This window comes from Jhaorihella thermophila, from assembly GCF_900108275.1.
GTDB classification, from domain to species: domain Bacteria; phylum Pseudomonadota; class Alphaproteobacteria; order Rhodobacterales; family Rhodobacteraceae; genus Jhaorihella; species Jhaorihella thermophila.
The window spans coordinates 1-18,979 of the sequence record NZ_FNVD01000028.1; the positions used below are offsets into that span (position 1 = coordinate 1).

An 18,979-nucleotide genomic window follows, 5' to 3' on the forward strand; every position below is an offset into this window, starting at 1 on the left:
CCGCGGCCGTTCTCGATGCGGGCCGAGCCGGGCACGACCGAGCCGATCACCGCATCCAGCGTTTCGATCTCGTGCACCTTCAGAAACGGCGCGCCCGCGTTCAGCCGCTCGAGCCGCACATGGCCCGGATCGAGGCTCAGTTCTTCGTCGTAAGGTTCGCCGAACAGGGTCGAGCGGCGCACACGCGCCCCTGCCGACCAGATCACCTCGACGGTGCGGGCCTCGGTATCGGCCGTGTTCGGCGCAAGCTCCGCCGACCGGCGCAGGGCCGGCAGTTCGATCATCGTGTCCATGGGGTCAGTCCTGTTGGTCGGTCGGTGCCGGGTCGGTCGTTGTGTCGGCGGCCGGATCGTTGCTCTGCGCGCTGCCGGTCTTGGTGACCCGGCGCGGATCGCTGTCGAGCACCAGTCCGAGCGCGTCGAGTTTCGCGTTGGTGGCGGCAATCTCCGCCAGCACCGCATCGGGATTGCGGCCCTGTTGCGCGATCACCTCGGCCAGCGTCATCGTGCCCGAGCGGATCGACAGGAGGTTCGCCATCGCGTCCTTCTGCGGATCGACCGCCTCGAACTTCGGCGGCGACCATTCGACCGGAACGTCGGGCGTCGGGATCCGGCCCGCAGCCCATGCGGCCTCCGTGAACCAGCGCCAGACCGGCGCGCAGAGCATCGGAATGAAGAGCTGCCATTGCACCGCGTCGATCATCCGCCGGAACTCGACGAGTCCCGCCCGGATCGAGGAATAGTTGACCTGGGACAGCCTTCTGACGCCCGAAGCAGAGGACGCCGCCTGATGCCCGGCACCAACACGATCCGCGTCCACGTGCCGCTCACCTTGCGCAAGCGCGGCGGCCGCCCGCGCATCCTGCCGCCCAAGGAGATCGAGGTCGCATCGCCCACCGGCCAAGATCCCCGCCTCCTGCGTGCCATCGGACGGGCCTGGCGCTGGCGAAAGATGCTGGAGGCCGGCGAGGTTGCCACGCTCACTGATCTCGCCGCCGACGAGGGCCTCTCCGACCGCTACCTCAGCCGCCTCACGCGCCTCGCCTGGCTGGCACCCGACGTGCTGGAACGCCTCGTCATCCGCCGCGAACCATGCGCGATCACCATTTACGAGCTGTGCCTGATCGCCTCGCTGCCGTGGGAGGAACAGGTGGAGAGGGTGTTTGCGTAATCGTCAATGAAAGCCCGCCTGAAACGTCGTTGGCGTCAGCGAGACATGCGCGTCGAGCGGCGGACGTAGTTCGAAGGCCTTGGGCTCGCGCGAAAACCGGTAGAGACGGAACAGGCACCATTCCTTGCGCCGTTCCTCGGCAACGGCCAGTTCGTTGCGGCCGATGTAGAACGGCGTGCGTTCCCAGCCATTCGTCGTCTTCACCTCGATCAGCCGCGATTGCCCATCCGGTGCGAAGCTGGCGATGTCGTAGCCCGCTCCGTCGCCATCCTCCTCCGACACCCACCGCACCTTGCCCGCCAGTTCATCCCGACCGGCGGCCTTGAGCGTGGCCCGCTCATGGGCCAGCACGCGTTCTTCGCCAGCACGACCCAAGGCCCGGTTGCGCTCGTCCCGGCCGGCGACGTCGAACTTCGCGGCCACATGCAGCATCTGCTCCAGCTCCTGCGGTGGCGGCTGGTTCGAGAGCGTCGGCGCCGGACCGACCCAGAGCGGCGCGGCCTCGTGCAATCCGTCGGCGGTTTTCGGCAACCGCCCCAGCCAGGCCGGGTTCAGCGCCAACCACCGCGCCACCGCATCGATCAGGGATGTCTGGAAATTGAAGGCGGGCTTGTAGCCCGGGATCCAGTCCTCGCCCAGCCCCTTCAGCACCGCGCTGATGTTCTGGTGCTTGAACTCGACCGATCCCTCGGACCGGCCATTCAGGAGCGGCAGGAGCGCGCGGCGATGTTCGGCCTTGTTGTAGGGCCGCCCGGCCAGGTCATCGGCCAGCATCGCGAAGTAATCCGCGACGATCAGGTCGTTTTCTTCATCGGTCCAGGGCGCTTTCGACATCGCGGCCAAGCTAGAGACGGATTACGCTTTTGTCATCAAGGCTTTCGCGGTCGGACGGGTGACATATGCCGTCACCCCTACGCACCAGCCTGCCACCAGCCCCAGCCGCTACGCCTCCTGTTTGTTCGGGCCACGTTCCGCTTGTAGGCATTGGAAACAGGGGGCGAAGTTTTGGCGGGATTGAAACTCAGGTCATTGAAAACGCTTGCGAAAACTACACCGAACCGAACTGCGCGAGGTTCGCTCGACCAGAAACAAAGGGCGGTTCAGAGACCGAAACCGGGGGTGCGGCCCGTCTCAGAGGTTCGCACCCATCCCGCAAACCCCTTTGAAAACAGGGAAAATTCCGGCGCTGGCCGGGTGAGGTCGATCTTTCGCAATGGTGATTGTGGCGGAGGGGAAGGAATACCGAAAATCCCGTCTCAACGTAGCCGCCAGTGGCCGATGACAATTCGAGGAATCGAGGCGGGTGTTGTCTGATACTCTTGATCTCTCTGACCTTGCTCGCAGCCTTTGTGTTTCGCGCAAACTTCTGACTTTACTCGCTTTTCCATTCACGCCTTGGTTTGCGAGCAACCAAACCGAGTTGTGCGAAAGGAGAGAAACATGAAATCGACTTGCTTGAACCAGAAGGAATTGGCGGCGCGCTGGAGGATCAGTCACCGGACGCTTGAGCGCTGGCGGTGGGCCTGCGAGGGGCCCGTCTACATGAAAATCGGCGGACGTGTGGTGTATCGGCTGGAAGACATCCTGGCGTTCGAACGCGCCATGCTTCTGGGTAAGACACGAGATCAGGTCGCGGAACAGAGGTAAGACGGGTGCCCGTTCCTCCTCATTTGAAGCGCCACAAAGGTTGAAGCGTGCTGTTCTGTTTCCCAACCGCCTTTTTTTGCTGGTATCGGTCGACTTCCCGACCTATTCGCCAAACCCGAAATCATCGCGGAACCTGTCGATTTGGTGCATCCTCTCGCGAAGAATTGTGACGATGCCGATGTCGCCATTTTCAAGGTGCCGCCAATAGACGAAATGGCGCTCGTAGCGAAAGAAGAAGCCTTCAACGCCGAACTCGGCCGGGACGGGTCTCGAGGTGACCCCGTGCGTCGAGATCTTGTCGAAGGCTTCAAACAGGCCGGTGATGTATTTGTCGGCCTGATCGTCGCCCCACCTGTCGCGCGTATAGCGGTAGATGTCATCAAGGCGAAGGGACGCCCTTTCCTGGATCCGAATGGCGGGCACCGGATCACCCCCGGTTCCGCGCGATCACCTCGGCTGCGGTCAGTGGCTTATAGGTCTCGTCCGGGGCCGCGAAGGCATGGGCCAGTTCGGCCTTCAGACGGTTGAACGCCTCGGCCTCGGCGCGTTCCTTGTCGCGCCGGATCAGGTCGCGGATGTATTCGCTGACATTTTCATAGGACCCATCTTCGCCCACGTTGGCCGACACGAAATCGCTCAGCGTCCCACTAAGGCGGACGGTCATCGTGGTCGTTCTGGCCATGGCGCGGCACCTCTCTTTCTGATCGTATTCAATATAACCAATAACGCACACGCTACAAGAGCCTCAAGACCATGTCAGCTTGTACCGCCGGCTTCAGGACACACTTTTCTGCACCGATTGGCAGTGGGTCAGGTGGCCAACGCTTTTTGGCACAGCCGCCCATTTGCCTTCCACTTTGACCACATGGCATCACGGTGGTAACTGATCGCCAGAAAGCGAGGGAAGCCCTTTGAAAATCAGCGTCATTACAGCCGTTTACAACTCCGAAGCCACCGTGGGCGAAGCCATCGCCAGCGTCGCCGCGCAGGAGTATTCAGACGTCGAGCATCTGATCATCGAAGGCAAGTCTCGCGACGGATCCCTCGCCGCCATCGAGGCGGCTGCGCATGACCGCATGGTGTTGGTCAGCGAGCCCGATACGGGCATCTACGATGCTTTGAACAAGGGGATCGTACGCGCGACGGGCGACGTGGTCGGCTTTCTGCACAGCGACGATTTTCTGGCCCACACACGTGTACTCTCGCGCATCGCCGAGGCGTTCGAGGACCCTAACGTTGAGGCGGTGTTCAGCGATCTCGATTATGTCTCTCAGTCCGACACCGGCCGCGTCGTGCGCCATTGGGTGACCGGGCCGTTCGAACCTCGGCGACTGAAATGGGGCTGGATGCCCGCCCATCCCACGCTGTACTTGCGTCGGTCCGTCTATGAGACGATTGGCACGTTCGACACATCGTTCCGCATCGCGGCGGACTATGACTTCATCCTGCGGTATTTCACACAGACCAAGGCGCCTTCGGTCTACATTCCCGAGGTACTCTACAAGATGCGCCTCGGCGGCGAGAGCAACCGGGACCTTGGCCGGATCAAACGCAAGTCGATGGAGGATTATCGGGCGATCCGCCGCAACGGCGTCGGCGGGCCGCTGACTCTCGCATCAAAAAACCTCTCCAAGCTAGGCCAGTTCCTGCCCCGCTGACGCGCTGATCGCTCACACCGCGCGAAGCTGCTCCGCCCTGATCGCAACCCGGGTCTGGCTTCCCATCAGGTCCATCAGTACCCAGACCCGCCGGTCGGGGGCGATCTGTTCCACCTCGGCCACGAAATCCGCAAACGGCCCTTGGGTGATCACTACCTGATCGCCGGGTTTGACAAGCTTCGGCGGAAGCAGTTTGCCGTGCGTATCACAGCGCAGCATCAGCTGTGAGATGAGATCAAGCGGGACCCGCGCGGGCTCGCGCCCGAAGCTCACAAGCCGCGTGACGCCCTGGGTCGAGTTGATCTTGCGCCAAAGGCCGCGGGCGGCATCGAAGGCCACGAAGATGTAGCCTGGAAACAGCGGTCTGGTTCTGGTGACGAACTTGCCGCCGCGCTGCCGTGTTAGGTCTTCGAGGGGCAGGAAGGTCATGAAACCCTGACGCTTGAGATTGCGCTCGGCGATGCGCGCCGAATTGGGCTTGAGCTGGGCCAGAAACCATGTCGCATCGGGATCGTAAAAAGCCATCGTCAACCTCAAAAAACGTTGCGCCCACCTATTGTTCAAATTCGGACGGATGCAAGCCGAATTTCCCGCCAGGATTGTGATTTCCTGAAGGCGATCGCCTGTGCGATTCCCCTAGCACCCTAATAGAATGGGTTAATTCCATTTTCTCGACTTGATACCTGCAGCCGCCCACGCAAACGTCCGACCGGCCAAAAGACGGAACGGAGGTTGCGTTGGACGGAACGGGCGAGGTCATGGAAATGCGGGCGGCGCAATATGTGCGTATGTCAACCGAGCACCAGCAGTATTCCACGCTCAACCAGTCCGACAAGATCCGGGAATATGCCGAAAAGCGCGGTATCGAGATCGTCAAGACCTACGCCGATGACGGCAAAAGCGGCCTCTCCATCGGCGGGCGCGCGGCACTGCAGCAGTTGATCGCGGATGTGGAAGCCGGCGCGGCCGATTTCAACGTGATCCTGGTTTACGACGTGAGCCGATGGGGCCGGTTCCAAGATGCCGACGAGAGCGCCTATTACGAATACATCTGCAAGCGCGCTGGCATCCAGGTCGCTTATTGCGCCGAACAGTTCGAGAACGATGGCTCACCGGTCTCGACCATCGTCAAGGGCGTCAAACGCGCCATGGCCGGCGAATACAGCCGCGAGCTTTCCGCCAAGGTTTTTGCGGGACAATGTCGTCTGATCGAGTTGGGGTTTCGTCAAGGCGGGCCGGCCGGGTTCGGGTTGCGCCGGGTGCTGATCGACGAGCGGGGAAGTATCAAGGGCGAGTTGAAACGCGGTGAGCACAAATCGCTGCAGACCGACCGCGTGATTCTGATGCCCGGGCCCGACGAAGAAGTGGCCTGGGTGGGCCGGATGTATCGCTGGCTGATCGAAGAGGACCTGTCCTTCCGAGAGATCGCCGACCGACTCAACGAGGAAGGTGTGACCACCGATCTGAAGCGGCCCTGGACGCCCGGCACCGTCCGCACGGTCCTGACCAATGAGAAATACATCGGCAACAATGTCTACAACCGGTCTTCCTTCAAGCTGAAGAAGCTGCATGTCGAAAACCCGCCCGATATGTGGGTGCGCAAGGAAGGCGCGTTTGAGGGTATCGTACCGCTGGAAACATTCCTGACGGCGCAGGAGATCATCACCGTGCGATCCGCGCGGCTCTCGGATGAAGAACTGCTGGATCATTTGAAACGGCTTTACACCGACGCCGGCCAGCTTTCCGGCGTGCTGATCGACCAGACGCCGGACATGCCGTCTTCGGCCACCTATCGCAACCGGTTCGGTTCGCTGGCCCGGGCTTATGAGATGATTGGCTATCGCTCGGACCGCGATCGGGAACGTATTGCACTCAACAGACGCCTGCGTGCCATGCACCCAGAGATCATCGCGCGGACCGAGGCGGCAATTGCGAACGTTGGCGGTGCGGTTGCACGTGATCCCAAGACGGATCTGCTGACCATCAATGGTGAGATGGTGGTCAGTTTGGTGCTGGCGCGTTGCCAACCACTGGGCGACGGGCGGTCGCGCTGGCGGATCCGTTTTGACCCGATGCGCTACCAGGCCGACGTCACGCTGGCGGTGCGGCTCGACCCCGACAATCGCGAGGAGCTCGACTATTACTTGCTGCCCTGGCTCGATCTTCCGCGACAGGAAATCCGCCTCTGCAATCGCACCAGCATCGCCTTCGAGGCCTTCCGCTTCGAAGACCTTGGGTTCTTTTACGGCATGGCCGAGCGGGTCGGCATTCACCGGAAATGGGACGGGTCACAGCGCGGCCAGACATTAACGAAAGCACAAACCATGAACACCACCAGAGAAGGAAAGCACACAGATGATGACTGACACACCCGAGAGCGTCACGCTCGTCCCCATCGACCGGATCGAGGTCCTGAATTCCCGAGATCGAAACATGAAGGTCTTCGAGGAAATCGTGGAAAACATCCGCTCCATCGGCCTGAAAAAGCCGATCACCGTGACCGAGCGCCAAGGCGCCGATGGCGATCCGGCCTTTCTGCTGGTTTGCGGCGAAGGGCGCCTCAATGCCTTCCGCCTGCTTGGCGAAAGTCACATACCGGCGCTTGTGGTCAATGTGAGCGACGAAGACGCCTTCATCATGTCGCTTGCCGAAAACATCGCCCGACGGGGGCACCGCCCGCTCGAGATCCTCGCCGATATCGAGCTCCTGCTCGCGCGGAATTACACCATCGATGACATCATTACGCGCACCGGGTTGTCCGAGAAATACATGCGCGACATCGTCTTTCTGCTGGAAAAGGGCGAGGAGCGCCTGATCGAGGCGGTGCAGAACAAGACCATCCCGCTCACGACCGCGCTTGAGATCGCCCGTGCCAAGCACGACGATGAGAACCTCGGTGAAATGCTGGAAGAGGCCTACAAGACCGGCCAGCTGAAAGGCCACCAGATCACCGACGCCAAGCGGCTCATCGAAAAGCGCAGGCGAAAGGGCCCGAAAACCGGTGGTGATCGCCCGAAGCTGCCGAATTCGGCGCATTCGCTGGTCAAGACCTACCAGCGCGAGGGCGCCCGCCAACACAAGCTGATGCTGAAAGCCGACCACGCACATCAGCAACTGCTCTTGGCAATCCAGGGGCTGAAACGCCTCTTTGCAGATGAAAACTACGTCACCCTCCTGCGCGCCGAAGGCCTCGACAGCCTGCCCAAATACCTCGCTGACCGCATTGAAACCGCCTGATCTGAAAGGACATATGATGGAAGACCAAACCACAGTTGCCCCACTCTACCCCGGGATCTTCCCGCCACCCGACGCCGATGACAGCGATGCGCCCTATCCCAAGGCGCCACTGAACCTGACCCTCGGGTTTGATCTTGAGACATTCCAGATCCCGCTCGAAGAATTGATGCCGTCGAAAAAGGTGCCGGACGGGGTGATGACGACGCGTAAGTTCAAGCAGATCGTGTCTTCGATCCGGGAAATTGGGCTGATTGAACCGCTTTCGGTGATCAAGCCGGATCCGGAGGCCGCAGGGTTCCTGCTGCTCGATGGCAATCTACGGGTGCTGGCGTTGAAAGAATTGGGCCAGGACACCGCGCCCTGCCTCATCGCCAAGGATTTCGAGACCTACACCTACAATCACCGGATCAACCGCCTTTCGACAGTGCAGGAGCACTACATGCTTCGCCGCGCCATCGACAAGGGCGTGAGCAAGGAGCGCCTTGCGCGCGCCTTCGATGTGAACCTTTCGACCATCAACCGGCGCGTCAATCTTCTGCACGGGATCTGCCCTAGGGCGGTGGAGTTGTTGCAGGATCACCAGTTCGCACCAGACGTGACTCGACATCTGCGCAAGATGAAGGCCGCCCGCCAAATCGAAGCGGTCGAGTTGATGATCGCGGCCAACACGATCACCGCCGCCCATGCGGATGCCCTGCTGAAAGCCACGCCACCCGAGCAGCGCACCGACTACAATCCGCCGAAACCGGAAGAGCCCAAGGGCGACCCGCTAGAGCAAATCGTCAAGTTGGAACGCGAGATGAGCCAGGTGCAGGAGAAATACAAGCACGCTGAGGAAAATTACGGGTCCGAGTTGCTGAACCTCGTCGTCGCAAAAGGCTATTTGAAAAAACTGATGGAGAATGCGGCTGTCCGTTCCTACGTCGCTCGGCATGCGCCCGAGATTCAGGAGCAATTCGAAACGGTGCTGAACACGGTCAGCATGGAGGAAGCGGTGGACCAGGCTGAATGGAATGAAAGAACAGCGATGGGAGAAACAGCCGTCGACGCTCGGAAGCGGACGGGCGACATTCATGATGATCGCGCAGCGGACGACGGTGAGTGACGTTCAATAGGGTGAGAGTACCAATCGTCGCCATTTGGCGCTGATCGCAAAAAAGCGCCTGCTTCGCGGGGCAAGGAAGCGTCACCATCCCGGCGCTGGCAGCATAGGCGTCGCGCTATTGCCCAACGGAGGCGGGACTGTTGTCGAAACGCAGCTCGTCACTCGCCGACTGATACTAGGGGCGTCTTTCGGTCCCGACGAGATTGATGAACGGTGGGCTTTTCCGAGCAACCTCCGCCCCAAACAGATCAAATTCATGTTAAATTTCGACTTGTGTGCCGGTGCAGCATTAGATATCGCTCAGACGTGAGCGATGCCCATCCCATCGATCACGTCGCCCCCCCCCCGCAAACAAGGCGCCCTCGAGGAAGCCTTGTGCGGTAGCCTGAGCAAATCCAGGACATGACCAGCAAGCGTAGCAAACTTCAGGAAGACACGCGTTTTCGTGTGCTTCGCCTGCTGCAACAGAACCCAGAAATGTCGCAGAGAGATCTGGCCAAAGCGGTTGGGATTAGTGTCGGAGGCACACATTATGTGCTGAATGCCCTGATCGAGAAAGGGCTGGTGAAGCTTGGGAACTTCACGGCCGCTAAAGACAAGCGCCGGTATGCCTATGTTTTGACGCCAAAGGGTATAGCTGAAAAGGCCGAACTGACTCGGCGATTTCTATCCCGCAAGATGGAAGAATTCGAAGCGCTTAGGGAAGAGATTGATGCTCTTTCGGCGGAAGTCGATAATAAAGAGATGCCATCCGCCAAGGGGGCGCCAAGAACGCGAATTTGGGGAACCTTTTTGTTCGAGGATCGGTCCTCGACCAGGGGGAGCGCCCAAGAGCTCGCGCCTCGATCCCAGCATTCCAAAGAGTGACGAAGCATTGCACAAATCGTTTGTCGACCAGTTGGAAACTGCTCCATGCTTCTGCGCAGAGAGATCCGTGAGGGGGAGCGATGTTGGGCTTTTTACCCGATGTTCATCGAAGTGGTGGTTGCGTGTCGAAGAGTGCGGCGTGACCCGCGACGAGGCGAACAATTGACTACGTCTTTTGCCCGTCGTGGGTTGGTGCTTTTGGCCATCAGGATCTTTGGCGTCGGAATGACCTTCGTCGTCAATATCCTGCTGGCTCGGGGGCTTGGGGCGAGTGGCTATGGGGCATATGCCTTTCTGTTCGCGATTGTCACGCTTGCGGCCCTTCCTACACAATTCGGTTTGCCGGATCTCGTGGTGCGCGAGACGTCGCGTGCAGCCACAGCCGAAACACCGGGGCTGATGTTCGCGCTTTGGCGCTGGGCGCACAGCTTTGTCTGTGCCACCTCTCTGATGGTTATCATCGCCGTTTGGCTCTGGCTGAGCATGACAGACGAGACGGGCAACGGAATCGCCGCCGCCAACTTCATCGCACTGATACTGATCCCCCTCATCTCGCTCTCAAACCTGCGCGCGGCGATGCTGCGGGGTCTCGGCCATGACCTGTTGGGGCAATTGCCAGAACACGCGATTCGGCCGACGCTTTTCGCCATCGTCCTCCTAATAATGCTTTTGTTGCCGGGGCCACCCTTGAGTGTGGCGAACGCCTTCGTTGCGCAATCCATCGCGGTGGGACTGGCCACGGCCTTCGGCATGGTGCAATTGTGGCACCTGGCCCCCCGCGCGACGCGAGTCACACCCACGTCCCGACAGAAAGCGGGCTGGTATCGCGCCGCATTCGCCATGGGCTCGATCTCAGGGCTCGTGCTGATCAACAATTCGGTCGACATCATCATGCTCGGATTATGGAAATCCGATGCGGATGTCGGCCATTATCGTCTCGCCAGCACGGTAGGCGCGCTGATCACGCTGGGTCTTCAGACGATGAACATGTACGCCATGCCACATCTGACGCGCTCCGTCGTCACCGGCAAGAAGGCCGACCTGGCCCGTGTCGTCCAGCATAGCACCCAGCTTTCCTTCGGTTTCAGCATGATTGCACTCGCGGGAATTCTGGTGCTGGGGGAGCCCGCACTGGCCTTCGTGTTCGGGCGCGATTTCAGCGATGCCTATCCGGTGCTGCTGGTTCTGGCCGCCGGGCACATCACCAACGCATTCTTCGGTCCGTCCCACACCGTATTGATGATGGCCGGTCAAGAGCGTGTGGCGGCCTTTCTCACAGGACTCGGGACCGTGGCCAATGTCGGACTGAACTTCCTGTTGATCCCGACATATGGACCAATCGGAGCCGCTGTTGCCTCCGCGGTTGCGATCGTTGTCACCAAGGTGGCGGCATTTATTCTGGTATGGCGCATGCATAAAGTGTTGAGTTGGCCATTCCCAAAACAAATATTTGGACTGAAATGACGGATATCCCACCCCGAGTCTTTATCAATTCTCTGCCAAAGGCCGGTACCAACTTGGTATCGCGCGCCTTCGACCTCGCCGGGGTTCCTTATGGCAAACTCGGTATCGCCGGAACTCTCTTGCTGGGGGACCGTTACTACGTCCGACAGTTGTTGCGGCGTTCGTTCTTTGAGCGCGACCCGGTGATGGTCGGCCTCGACGTACAAATGCCGGTTCGGCGCGCATGGCTCGAGAGGCGCCTTTCGCGCGTGCCGGAGGGTGGCTATGTCACGGGCCACGCCAATTGGAGCATGGGGCTGGAAGACCTGCTGGCTGCGCACGGATTTCGCACTTTGGTTGTCATACGTGATCCCCGCGATGTGCTGCTTTCGCATGGCCATTACGTCGCCACCTCAAAAGCACATTTCCTGAAGGCGACCTATAGCCGCCTCAGCATAACTGAGCGCACTCTACTCACACTGAAAGGTGGCCGCATCGATGGACTCGACGTCGCCCCGTTCACCACGATGCTGGAGCGGATCGACCACTGGATCGGACGGCCAAGTGTTGAGGTGGTGCGCTTTGAAGACATTGTTGGGCAACGCGGCGGTGGATCCGTTGAGCGCCAACATGCCGTTTTTGATATGCTTTCCCGCTTGACGGGACGCACATTTGACCCAGCGCGGATGGATGCTGAACTCTACGGGCGATCGCACACGTTCAGGAAAGGCAAAATCGGAACGGCAGCTGAAGAGCTCGATGCGGATACGTTGGCCCGCGTAGATGAAGAACTTGAACTGATGCGCCGAAAATGGGGTTACACGGATGACTGATACGGCCAAACCCCCACTGATTTCGGTGATCACCATCACCCTCAACGACCGGGATGGCCTCGCCCGCACGATCCAGAGTTTGCAGGCGCAGGTCGGTGCGCCCGAGGTGGAACACATCATCGTTGACGGCATGTCGGATTACGATGTCGCCAGACTGCTTGCCGAACTCGGCTCGACTGCGATCCTGCATCAGGGCCGTGACGCCGGGCTGTACGACGCGATGAACCGCGGGACGAGCCTCGCGCGGGGTGACTACTTGCTGTATCTCAATGGTGGAGATGTTCTGGCCCGCGAGAACGTGCTTGCCACGGTTGGTACGGTGCTCACTTCTGAACGGCCTGACTTCCTTTTTGGCGACAGCCTCGAAAAACAGCTCGACGGCGAGATTCGCTACAAACCCTCACGCCCCATAAAACGCCTGCCGCTGGGGATGATCACGCATCACCAGGCGATGGTATTTCGCCGCGCCGTGATCGAGGAAAACGCGATCCGCTACGATCTGAACTACCGGATCGCCGCCGACTACGATTTCGTTCTAAAGCACTTCCGCGCCAGCAAGATCATACACTACCTGCCGGAACCAATTTGCATTTTTGAAACAGGCGGGGTTTCATTCACCAAGAACCATCTAGCCCGAAAAGAACAATTCCTAATCCGCCGAAAGGCATTTGGTTCATGGTTGTTCGCCGCCGTGATTTATACCTTGCAATTGTACCTTCGAACGATACGGATCGTCTCACCTTCAGCGTATTGGGTAATTCGTGGCGGATCGCGCTCCCGAAATAGTGGCGGAGTTTAAAATCTGTGGCCAGTACAAGTTTTTCTCCAAGGGCGCAGGGCCGGAACGATAATGCGTGGAAAGGTCTTGGCGGGAATAGCATCATCCTATCGGCATCTAAGCGGGATTTTTTCCATGCCTATGCGCTGAGTTTTTTTCTTCTCGTGATATCGGCCAGTTGGGTCGCCAATCTCGGTGCCGACTGGCTTCAGATCATGTGCACAGCTACGGTCTTGGCATACGCAATTTTTCGGACCGATCTGACAGGGGTGAATACGAAAACTTTTTTTGCCATGCTGTTCTTGTCATCGAGCGTACTTGCTATCCCGACGATTCGATCCGGCGCGCCCCAGCCCACCGACATCCTTTTCTTTTCGTCCATCCTGATTGCCGCCTTCTCGGCCGAGGCCACCCGAAGAAACATTGACGAGGCCCTGCTGGCCTTCGTCCATCTCAACTATCATCTGGCCGTTGTTTCACTGCTTCTGTTTCCGCTTGTCTTCATCCTACCAAACCTGATTGTGCCCGTCCCAGATGCACTACAGAATTTCCTTGACAGTGAAATCAACGGTGACAGACGTTTCTATACGATATTCGGCCTAACCTATTTTGCGACTAACTCCGGGGTCGACGGGATCTGGCGAAACCAGTCCATTTTTTGGGAGCCCGGGATGCTTGGCTTCATTTCAGTGCTGTCCTTAGCCCTCGCCGATGCGTTTGGGGTCGGCCTGCGTAAGCGCATCGTGTTTGTCCTCACTACACTCAGTACCTTCGCGCCAGGGGCATATGCCCTCCTCATTATTTATTTCGGCCTGAAGTTAATGCGCAGCGGCCGAAAGGGCGTACTCAGGCCACTGTTCACTCTTGTGATCTTCGCGGTCGGAGCCGCGGCGACCCTTCCCATGCTGAGAGAGTTGTTGCTTCTCTTGTTCGGGCGCGACATCTATATGGATCCGAGCATTTACATCCGATCAACCGATTTCTGGTTACCTTATGCGGTGGCCCTAAAATCTCCGTTCTTCGGGTTTGGGTCTATCGAACCCTATCAGATTGCAATGCAAATTGCGATCGAGCGGCGAATGGATGGCATTACTAATTCAGTTGGATCATACTTCTACAGATACGGATACATTTGGGCACTCGGCTTTCTGATCTGGGTCATAACGAGCTTCTCGCGCGGGAGCAGGCCCTTTGTACTGATTCCCATAGTGATGCTGCTGGGTGTCATGTACGAGCCTATCGGTTTTTCTGCGGTCTTTCTTTTTCTCGTCTTTCTCGCGCGAGCATCTCGCTAGGCTCCGGGTAAGGAGGAAACGCGGGGCCATCGAACCAAGAAATGTGACGGGCGAGGTCCAGCGATTGGAAGGTTGAAGCACGGAAAATCGTGCCTCCGCCGGGTGGTCGCGTCGGCAACACGTCATTCAGGGCTCCTCACCGCCGCGCAGTCGAAATCCTGTTTGAATCCCAGTTCCAACACTTCACAGAACATGACCCTCACCGTCGTCATCCTCACCAAGAATGAGGCGCGCCATATTCGCCGGGCGATTGAGAGCGTGGCTGCTGTGGCGGACCAGATTCTCGTGGTCGATTCCGGCTCCACCGACGATACTGTCTCACTCGCCGAGGGGTTTGCCGCAAAGGTCATCCACAATCCGTGGCGCAACTACGCAACGCAGTTCAATTTTGCCCTCGATCACCTGCCGGACGGCACCGATTGGGTTCTGCGTCTCGATGCCGACGAGATCGTTTTGCCGGAACTTGCCGAAGAGATCGCGGCCAAACTGGGCGGACTGAACCCCGATGTGGCCGGCATCTATGTCTCGCGGCGCATGTGCTTTCTGGGGCGCCCCATCCGGTGGGGCGGTGTGTTTCCGATTCGGGTTCTAAGGCTGTTTCGCGCGGGGCGTGGCCGATGCGAGGATCGCTGGATGGACGAACACATCCTCGTGGACGGTCCGACCGTGGATTTCCATGGCGAGATCCTGGATGACAACCTCAATTCCCTTACCTGGTGGACAGAGAAGCACAACGCCTATGCCTCACGGGAAGTAGTGGATCTGCTGAACCTCGAATACAGGTTCATGAAACACGAAACAGTGGCGAATTTGCGCGGGGGGCAGCAGGCCGGTGTGAAACGCTGGCTGAAAGAAAATATCTATGCGCGTTTGCCGGGGGGCTCTCGCGCATTTGCCTACTTTCTCTACCGCTACGTTTTTCGCCTTGGATTTCTGGATGGGCGCGAAGGCACTGCGTTCCACGTCCTGCAAGGCTTCTGGTATCGGTATCTGGTGGACGCAAAACTGCATGAAGTCCGCCGCTACATGGAACAAAACGGCGCAGATCCTGTGACTGCAATCCGCGACGTTCTCGGAATCGAGCCCCTGAAGTGATGGCCGCCGCGTCATTTGGCGACACACGATTCATGCACAAATTGTGCAGCAAGACGACACAATCTCTCGATCAAACTACGAAGGCTACCGTATGACCAAACGCGCACTCATCACCGGCATCACAGGACAAGACGGGTCCTATCTTGCGGAATTCCTGCTGGAGAAGGGTTACGAGGTGCATGGGATCAAGCGGCGTGCGTCGCTGTTCAACACCCAGCGGGTCGATCACATCTACGAGGATCCGCATGTCGATCACGCGCGGTTCCGGCTGCATTACGGCGATCTCAGCGACACGTCGAACCTGACGCGGATCATGCGCGAGGTGGAGCCGGACGAGGTCTACAACCTCGGCGCGCAGTCCCACGTGGCGGTCAGTTTCGAGGCCCCCGAATACACCGCCGATGTCGATGCGATCGGCACGCTGCGCCTGCTGGAGGCGATCCGGTTTCTCGGGCTGGAGAAGAAGACCCGCTTCTACCAGGCCTCGACCTCGGAGCTCTACGGGCTGGTGCAGGAGATCCCGCAGCGCGAGACGACGCCGTTCCACCCGCGCAGCCCTTACGCGGTGGCCAAGCTCTATTCCTACTGGATCACGGTCAACTACCGCGAGGCCTACGGGATGTATGCCTGCAACGGGATCCTGTTCAACCACGAGAGCCCGCGCCGGGGCGAGACCTTCGTCACCCGCAAGATCACCCGGGGGCTGGCCAACATCGCGCAGGGGCTGGAGCCCTGTCTCTACATGGGCAATATCGACGCGCTGCGCGACTGGGGCCATGCGAAGGACTACGTGCGGATGCAGTGGATGATGCTGCAGCAGGACGTGGCCGAGGATTTCGTGATCGCCACCGGGGTGCAGTATTCGGTGCGCGAGTTCATCACCTGGGCGGCCGAGGAACTGGGACTGACGCTGGAGTTTTCCGGGCAGGGGGTGGACGAGATCGCCACCGTCACCGCCATCGAGGGCGACCGCGCGCCGGCGCTGAAGGTGGGCGACGTGGTGATGCGGATCGACCCGCGCTATTTCCGCCCCGCCGAGGTGGAGACGCTCCTTGGCGACCCGTCGAAGGCGAAGCAGAAGCTCGGCTGGACCCCCGAGATCACCGCGCGGCAGATGTGCGCCGAGATGGTGGCCGAGGATCTCAGGACCGCGCGCCGCCACGCGCTGCTGAAGGCGCATGGCATGGACGTGCCGGTCTCGACCGAGAAGGGCTGAGGCGATGGTGCGGATCTACGTCGCGGGCCATCGCGGCATGGTGGGCGGCGCGATCCTGCGCCGGCTGGAGGCGCGCAAGGCCGCGGGCGAGGCGCTGGAGCTTGTCACCCGAACCCATGCCGAGCTCGACCTGACCGATCAGGCGGCGGTGCGCGGCTTCATGCAGGCCGAACGCCCGGACGTGGTGATCCTCGCCGCGGCGAAGGTGGGTGGGATCCATGCCAACAACACCTATCCGGCCGAGTTCATCTATGAAAACCTGATGATCGAGTGCAACGTGATCCACCAGGCCTTTGCCGCCGGGGTCACGCGGCTGCTGCAGCTCGGCTCGTCCTGCATCTACCCGCGCGCGGTGCCCCAGCCGATGCGCGAGGACGCGCTGCTGACCGGCGTGCTGGAACCCACCAACGAGCCCTACGCGGTGGCCAAGATCGCCGGGATCAAGCTGTGCGAAAGCTACAACCGGCAATACGGCACCGACTACCGCTCGGTGATGCCCACCAACCTCTACGGCCCGGGCGACAATTTCCACCCCGAGAACAGCCACGTGCTGCCGGCGCTGATCCGCCGCTTCCACGAGGCGGCGCGCGACGGGCTCGACGAGGTGGTGATCTGGGGCACCGGCACGCCGCGGCGCGAGTTCCTGCATGTCGACGACATGGCGGCGGCCTCGCTCTTCGTGCTGGATCTCGACAAGGCGACCTATGACGCCAATACCGAGCCGATGCTGAGCCATATCAACGTCGGCTGCGGATCCGACGTGTCGATCTTGGAACTGGCGCGGATGGTGGCGAAGGTGACCGGCTTCGCGGGCCGGATCGTCACCGACCCCACCAAGCCCGACGGCACCCCGCGCAAGCTGATGGACGTCTCGCGCCTCGCCAGGATGGGCTGGACCGCCTCGATCGGGCTCGAGGACGGCATCGCCGAGACCTACCGCTGGTTCCTCGAAAACCAGGGCCTGTTCCGCGCCTGAACGCGGAAATACAGAATTTATTCCAGGAAGATTGAAATGACGCAGATCCATCCGGTGATCCTGTGCGGCGGCTCTGGCACCCGTTTGTGGCCGCTGTCGCGCAAGAGCTATCCCAAGCAATTCGTGCCGCTGGTGGGCCACACCACCCTGTTCCAGGCCAGTGCGCAGCGCCTGACGGGGGGCGAGGGGCTGGATTTCGCCGCGCCGATGGTGCTGACCAATGCCGATTTCCGCTTCATCGTGACCGAACAGCTGGCCGCGGTCGGCATCGACCCCGGCCCGGTCCTGATCGAGCCCGAGGGCCGCAACACCGCGCCGGCGGTCCTGGCCGCGGCCCTGCACCTGGCGGCGACCGACCCCGAGGCGGTGATGCTGGTCGCGCCGTCGGACCACGTTGTGCCCGACACGGCCGCCTTTCACGCCGCCGTCGCCCAGGGGCTGAAGGCGGTGCGGGCCCGGGGGGATCTGGTCACCTTCGGCATCATGCCGGACCGGCCCGAGACCGGCTATGGCTACCTGCGGCTGTCGGCCCGGCCCGACGGGTCCGGTGCGGCGGTGCCGCTCGATCGTTTCGTGGAAAAGCCCGACGAGGACACGGCCCGGGCGATGCTGGCCGATGGCAGCCACCTGTGGAATTCGGGCATCTTCCTGTTCGCGGTGCGCGACATCCTCGCCGCCTTCGAGGCGCATGCGCCGGGGCTGATGGCGCCCGTGCGCGCCGCCGTGGAGGCGGCGAAGACCGATCTCGGCTTCCTGCGGCTGGATCCGGCGGCCTGGGCCGGGGCCGAGGACATCTCTATCGACTACGCGGTGATGGAGAAGGCGGAGAATCTCAGCGTCGTGCCGTTCTCGGGCGGCTGGTCTGACCTGGACAGCTGGGCGGCGGTGCATGAACAGAGCGCGCCCGACGCGCAGGGCGTGGCGCGCTCGGGGCCGGTGACGGCGATCGACTGCCGCAACGCGCTGCTGCGGTCGGAATCCGGGGCGCAGGAGCTGGTGGCGCTGGGGGTCGAGAACCTGATCGCGGTCGCGATGCCCGACGCGGTGCTGGTGGCCAGCATGGACCGGGCGCAGGACGTCAAGCAGGCGGTGACCGCGCTGAAGGCCAAGGGCGCGGCGCAGGCCGAGCAGCTGCCGGTGGATCACCGCCCGTGGGGCTGGTTCGAGAGCCTGGTGGTGGGCGAGCGGTTCCAGGTCAAGCGGATCCATGTCCACCCGGGCGCCGCGCTGTCGTTGCAGTCGCACCACCACCGGTCGGAGCACTGGATCGTGGTGTCGGGCACCGCGAAGGTGACGGTGGATGACGAGGTGCGGCTGGTGACCGAGAACCAGTCGGTCTACATCCCGCTGGGCGCCGTGCACCGGATGGAGAACCCCGGCAAGGTGCCGATGGTGCTGATCGAGGTCCAGACCGGCGCCTATCTCGGCGAGGACGACATCATCCGATACGAGGATGTCTACGCCCGCGGGTGAGGGGCGAAGGGCTAACCGACCTTCGCCCCCCAGAACGACGTATGATCCGCCGCGAAATACTCATCCGCCGCGCGGAATTTGCCCTGCAGCCCGACCGTGTCGCCCGCAGTCAGCGGCATCATCGTCTGGAGCCACAGCGCCGTCGCCTCGGAGACATGCGCCCCGCTGATCTCGCCGCGCGACCCG

General features: G+C 60.9%; 20 protein-coding genes and 1 pseudogene. 15 read left to right on the forward strand and 6 right to left on the reverse strand.

Going from position 1 to position 18,979, the window contains the following annotated elements:
- Positions 1–293, reverse strand: a pseudogene (locus tag C4S70_RS16985) (prohead protease/major capsid protein fusion protein); the annotation flags it as partial.
- Between the two features lie 4 nt (positions 294–297).
- Complete coding sequence (locus C4S70_RS16990) at positions 298–702, reverse strand: hypothetical protein (protein WP_200822797.1); 405 nt, start codon at positions 700–702, stop codon at positions 298–300.
- Between the two features lie 87 nt (positions 703–789).
- Between C4S70_RS16990 and C4S70_RS16995 the strand changes: the two genes are divergently transcribed.
- Positions 790–1,170, forward strand: a complete 381-nt coding sequence (locus tag C4S70_RS16995; RefSeq protein WP_104009309.1) for a hypothetical protein — start codon at positions 790–792, stop codon at positions 1,168–1,170.
- Positions 1,171–1,173: 3 nt separating this feature from the next.
- Here the strand turns inward: C4S70_RS16995 and C4S70_RS17000 are convergent, their stop codons facing one another.
- Positions 1,174–2,004: a DUF3883 domain-containing protein gene (locus C4S70_RS17000; protein WP_104009294.1), complete on the reverse strand. Its 831-nt coding sequence runs from the start codon at positions 2,002–2,004 to the stop codon at positions 1,174–1,176.
- A gap of 606 nt (positions 2,005–2,610) precedes the next feature.
- On the opposite strand from C4S70_RS17000, the gene C4S70_RS17005 reads away from it, so the two are divergent.
- A complete protein-coding gene (locus C4S70_RS17005) occupies positions 2,611–2,817 on the forward strand; it encodes a helix-turn-helix transcriptional regulator (protein ID WP_104009310.1) in 207 nt (68 codons plus the stop codon).
- 102 nt (positions 2,818–2,919) lie between these two features.
- Here C4S70_RS17005 and C4S70_RS17010 read toward each other — a convergent pair whose 3' ends face one another.
- Complete coding sequence (locus tag C4S70_RS17010) at positions 2,920–3,240, reverse strand: type II toxin-antitoxin system RelE/ParE family toxin (RefSeq protein WP_104009295.1); 321 nt, start codon at positions 3,238–3,240, stop codon at positions 2,920–2,922.
- A 4-nt stretch (positions 3,241–3,244) separates the two neighbouring features.
- On the reverse strand, positions 3,245–3,499 hold the full coding sequence (locus tag C4S70_RS17015; RefSeq protein ID WP_104009296.1) for a ribbon-helix-helix domain-containing protein: 255 nt from the start codon (positions 3,497–3,499) through the stop codon (positions 3,245–3,247).
- Between the two features lie 229 nt (positions 3,500–3,728).
- On the opposite strand from C4S70_RS17015, the gene C4S70_RS17020 reads away from it, so the two are divergent.
- On the forward strand, positions 3,729–4,475 hold the full coding sequence (locus C4S70_RS17020; protein WP_104009297.1) for a glycosyltransferase family 2 protein: 747 nt from the start codon (positions 3,729–3,731) through the stop codon (positions 4,473–4,475).
- A 12-nt stretch (positions 4,476–4,487) separates the two neighbouring features.
- On the opposite strand, the gene nusG is transcribed toward C4S70_RS17020, so the two are convergent.
- Positions 4,488–5,000, reverse strand: coding sequence for a transcription termination/antitermination protein NusG (gene nusG / locus C4S70_RS17025; RefSeq protein WP_104009298.1), 513 nt, complete (start codon positions 4,998–5,000; stop codon positions 4,488–4,490).
- Positions 5,001–5,239: 239 nt separating this feature from the next.
- Here nusG and C4S70_RS17030 point away from each other — a divergent pair, with 239 nt between their 5' ends.
- From C4S70_RS17030 to C4S70_RS17085, 12 genes are all read left to right on the forward strand, one after another.
- Positions 5,240–6,841 (forward strand): recombinase family protein, encoded by a 1,602-nt coding sequence (locus tag C4S70_RS17030; RefSeq protein ID WP_268807794.1) that lies wholly within the window; start codon positions 5,240–5,242, stop codon positions 6,839–6,841.
- The gene (locus C4S70_RS17035) at positions 6,831–7,712 is read left to right on the forward strand and encodes a plasmid partitioning protein RepB C-terminal domain-containing protein (RefSeq protein ID WP_104009299.1); all 882 of its coding nucleotides are present in this window, start codon (positions 6,831–6,833) and stop codon (positions 7,710–7,712) included. Before C4S70_RS17030 ends, C4S70_RS17035 begins: the two co-directional genes overlap by 11 nt.
- Positions 7,713–7,728: 16 nt before the next feature.
- On the forward strand, positions 7,729–8,817 hold the full coding sequence (locus C4S70_RS17040) for a plasmid partitioning protein RepB C-terminal domain-containing protein (RefSeq protein ID WP_104009312.1): 1,089 nt from the start codon (positions 7,729–7,731) through the stop codon (positions 8,815–8,817).
- Positions 8,818–9,219: 402 nt separating this feature from the next.
- Positions 9,220–9,684 (forward strand): MarR family EPS-associated transcriptional regulator, encoded by a 465-nt coding sequence (locus C4S70_RS17045; protein WP_104009300.1) that lies wholly within the window; start codon positions 9,220–9,222, stop codon positions 9,682–9,684.
- A gap of 45 nt (positions 9,685–9,729) precedes the next feature.
- Entirely contained in the window at positions 9,730–11,148 is a 1,419-nt protein-coding gene (locus C4S70_RS17050; protein WP_104009301.1) for an oligosaccharide flippase family protein, read from the forward strand.
- On the forward strand, positions 11,112–11,960 hold the full coding sequence (locus C4S70_RS17055; RefSeq protein ID WP_146064249.1) for a hypothetical protein: 849 nt from the start codon (positions 11,112–11,114) through the stop codon (positions 11,958–11,960). The genes C4S70_RS17050 and C4S70_RS17055 overlap by 37 nt, the downstream gene beginning before the upstream one ends.
- A complete protein-coding gene (locus tag C4S70_RS17060) occupies positions 11,953–12,759 on the forward strand; it encodes a glycosyltransferase (protein WP_104009303.1) in 807 nt (268 codons plus the stop codon). The genes C4S70_RS17055 and C4S70_RS17060 overlap by 8 nt, the downstream gene beginning before the upstream one ends.
- Before the next feature lie 5 nt (positions 12,760–12,764).
- Positions 12,765–14,033 (forward strand): hypothetical protein, encoded by a 1,269-nt coding sequence (locus C4S70_RS17065; protein ID WP_146064250.1) that lies wholly within the window; start codon positions 12,765–12,767, stop codon positions 14,031–14,033.
- A gap of 192 nt (positions 14,034–14,225) precedes the next feature.
- On the forward strand, positions 14,226–15,128 hold the full coding sequence (locus C4S70_RS17070; protein ID WP_104009305.1) for a glycosyltransferase family 2 protein: 903 nt from the start codon (positions 14,226–14,228) through the stop codon (positions 15,126–15,128).
- A 91-nt stretch (positions 15,129–15,219) separates the two neighbouring features.
- Complete coding sequence (gene gmd, locus C4S70_RS17075; protein ID WP_104009306.1) at positions 15,220–16,344, forward strand: GDP-mannose 4,6-dehydratase; 1,125 nt, start codon at positions 15,220–15,222, stop codon at positions 16,342–16,344.
- 4 nt (positions 16,345–16,348) lie between these two features.
- Positions 16,349–17,320 carry a GDP-L-fucose synthase gene (fcl, locus tag C4S70_RS17080; RefSeq protein WP_104009307.1) on the forward strand — a complete coding sequence of 324 codons (972 nt, stop codon included), beginning with the start codon at positions 16,349–16,351 and terminating at the stop codon, positions 17,318–17,320.
- A 36-nt stretch (positions 17,321–17,356) separates the two neighbouring features.
- Positions 17,357–18,793 carry a mannose-1-phosphate guanylyltransferase/mannose-6-phosphate isomerase gene (locus C4S70_RS17085; protein ID WP_104009308.1) on the forward strand — a complete coding sequence of 479 codons (1,437 nt, stop codon included), beginning with the start codon at positions 17,357–17,359 and terminating at the stop codon, positions 18,791–18,793.
- Positions 18,794–18,979 lie beyond the last annotated feature (186 nt).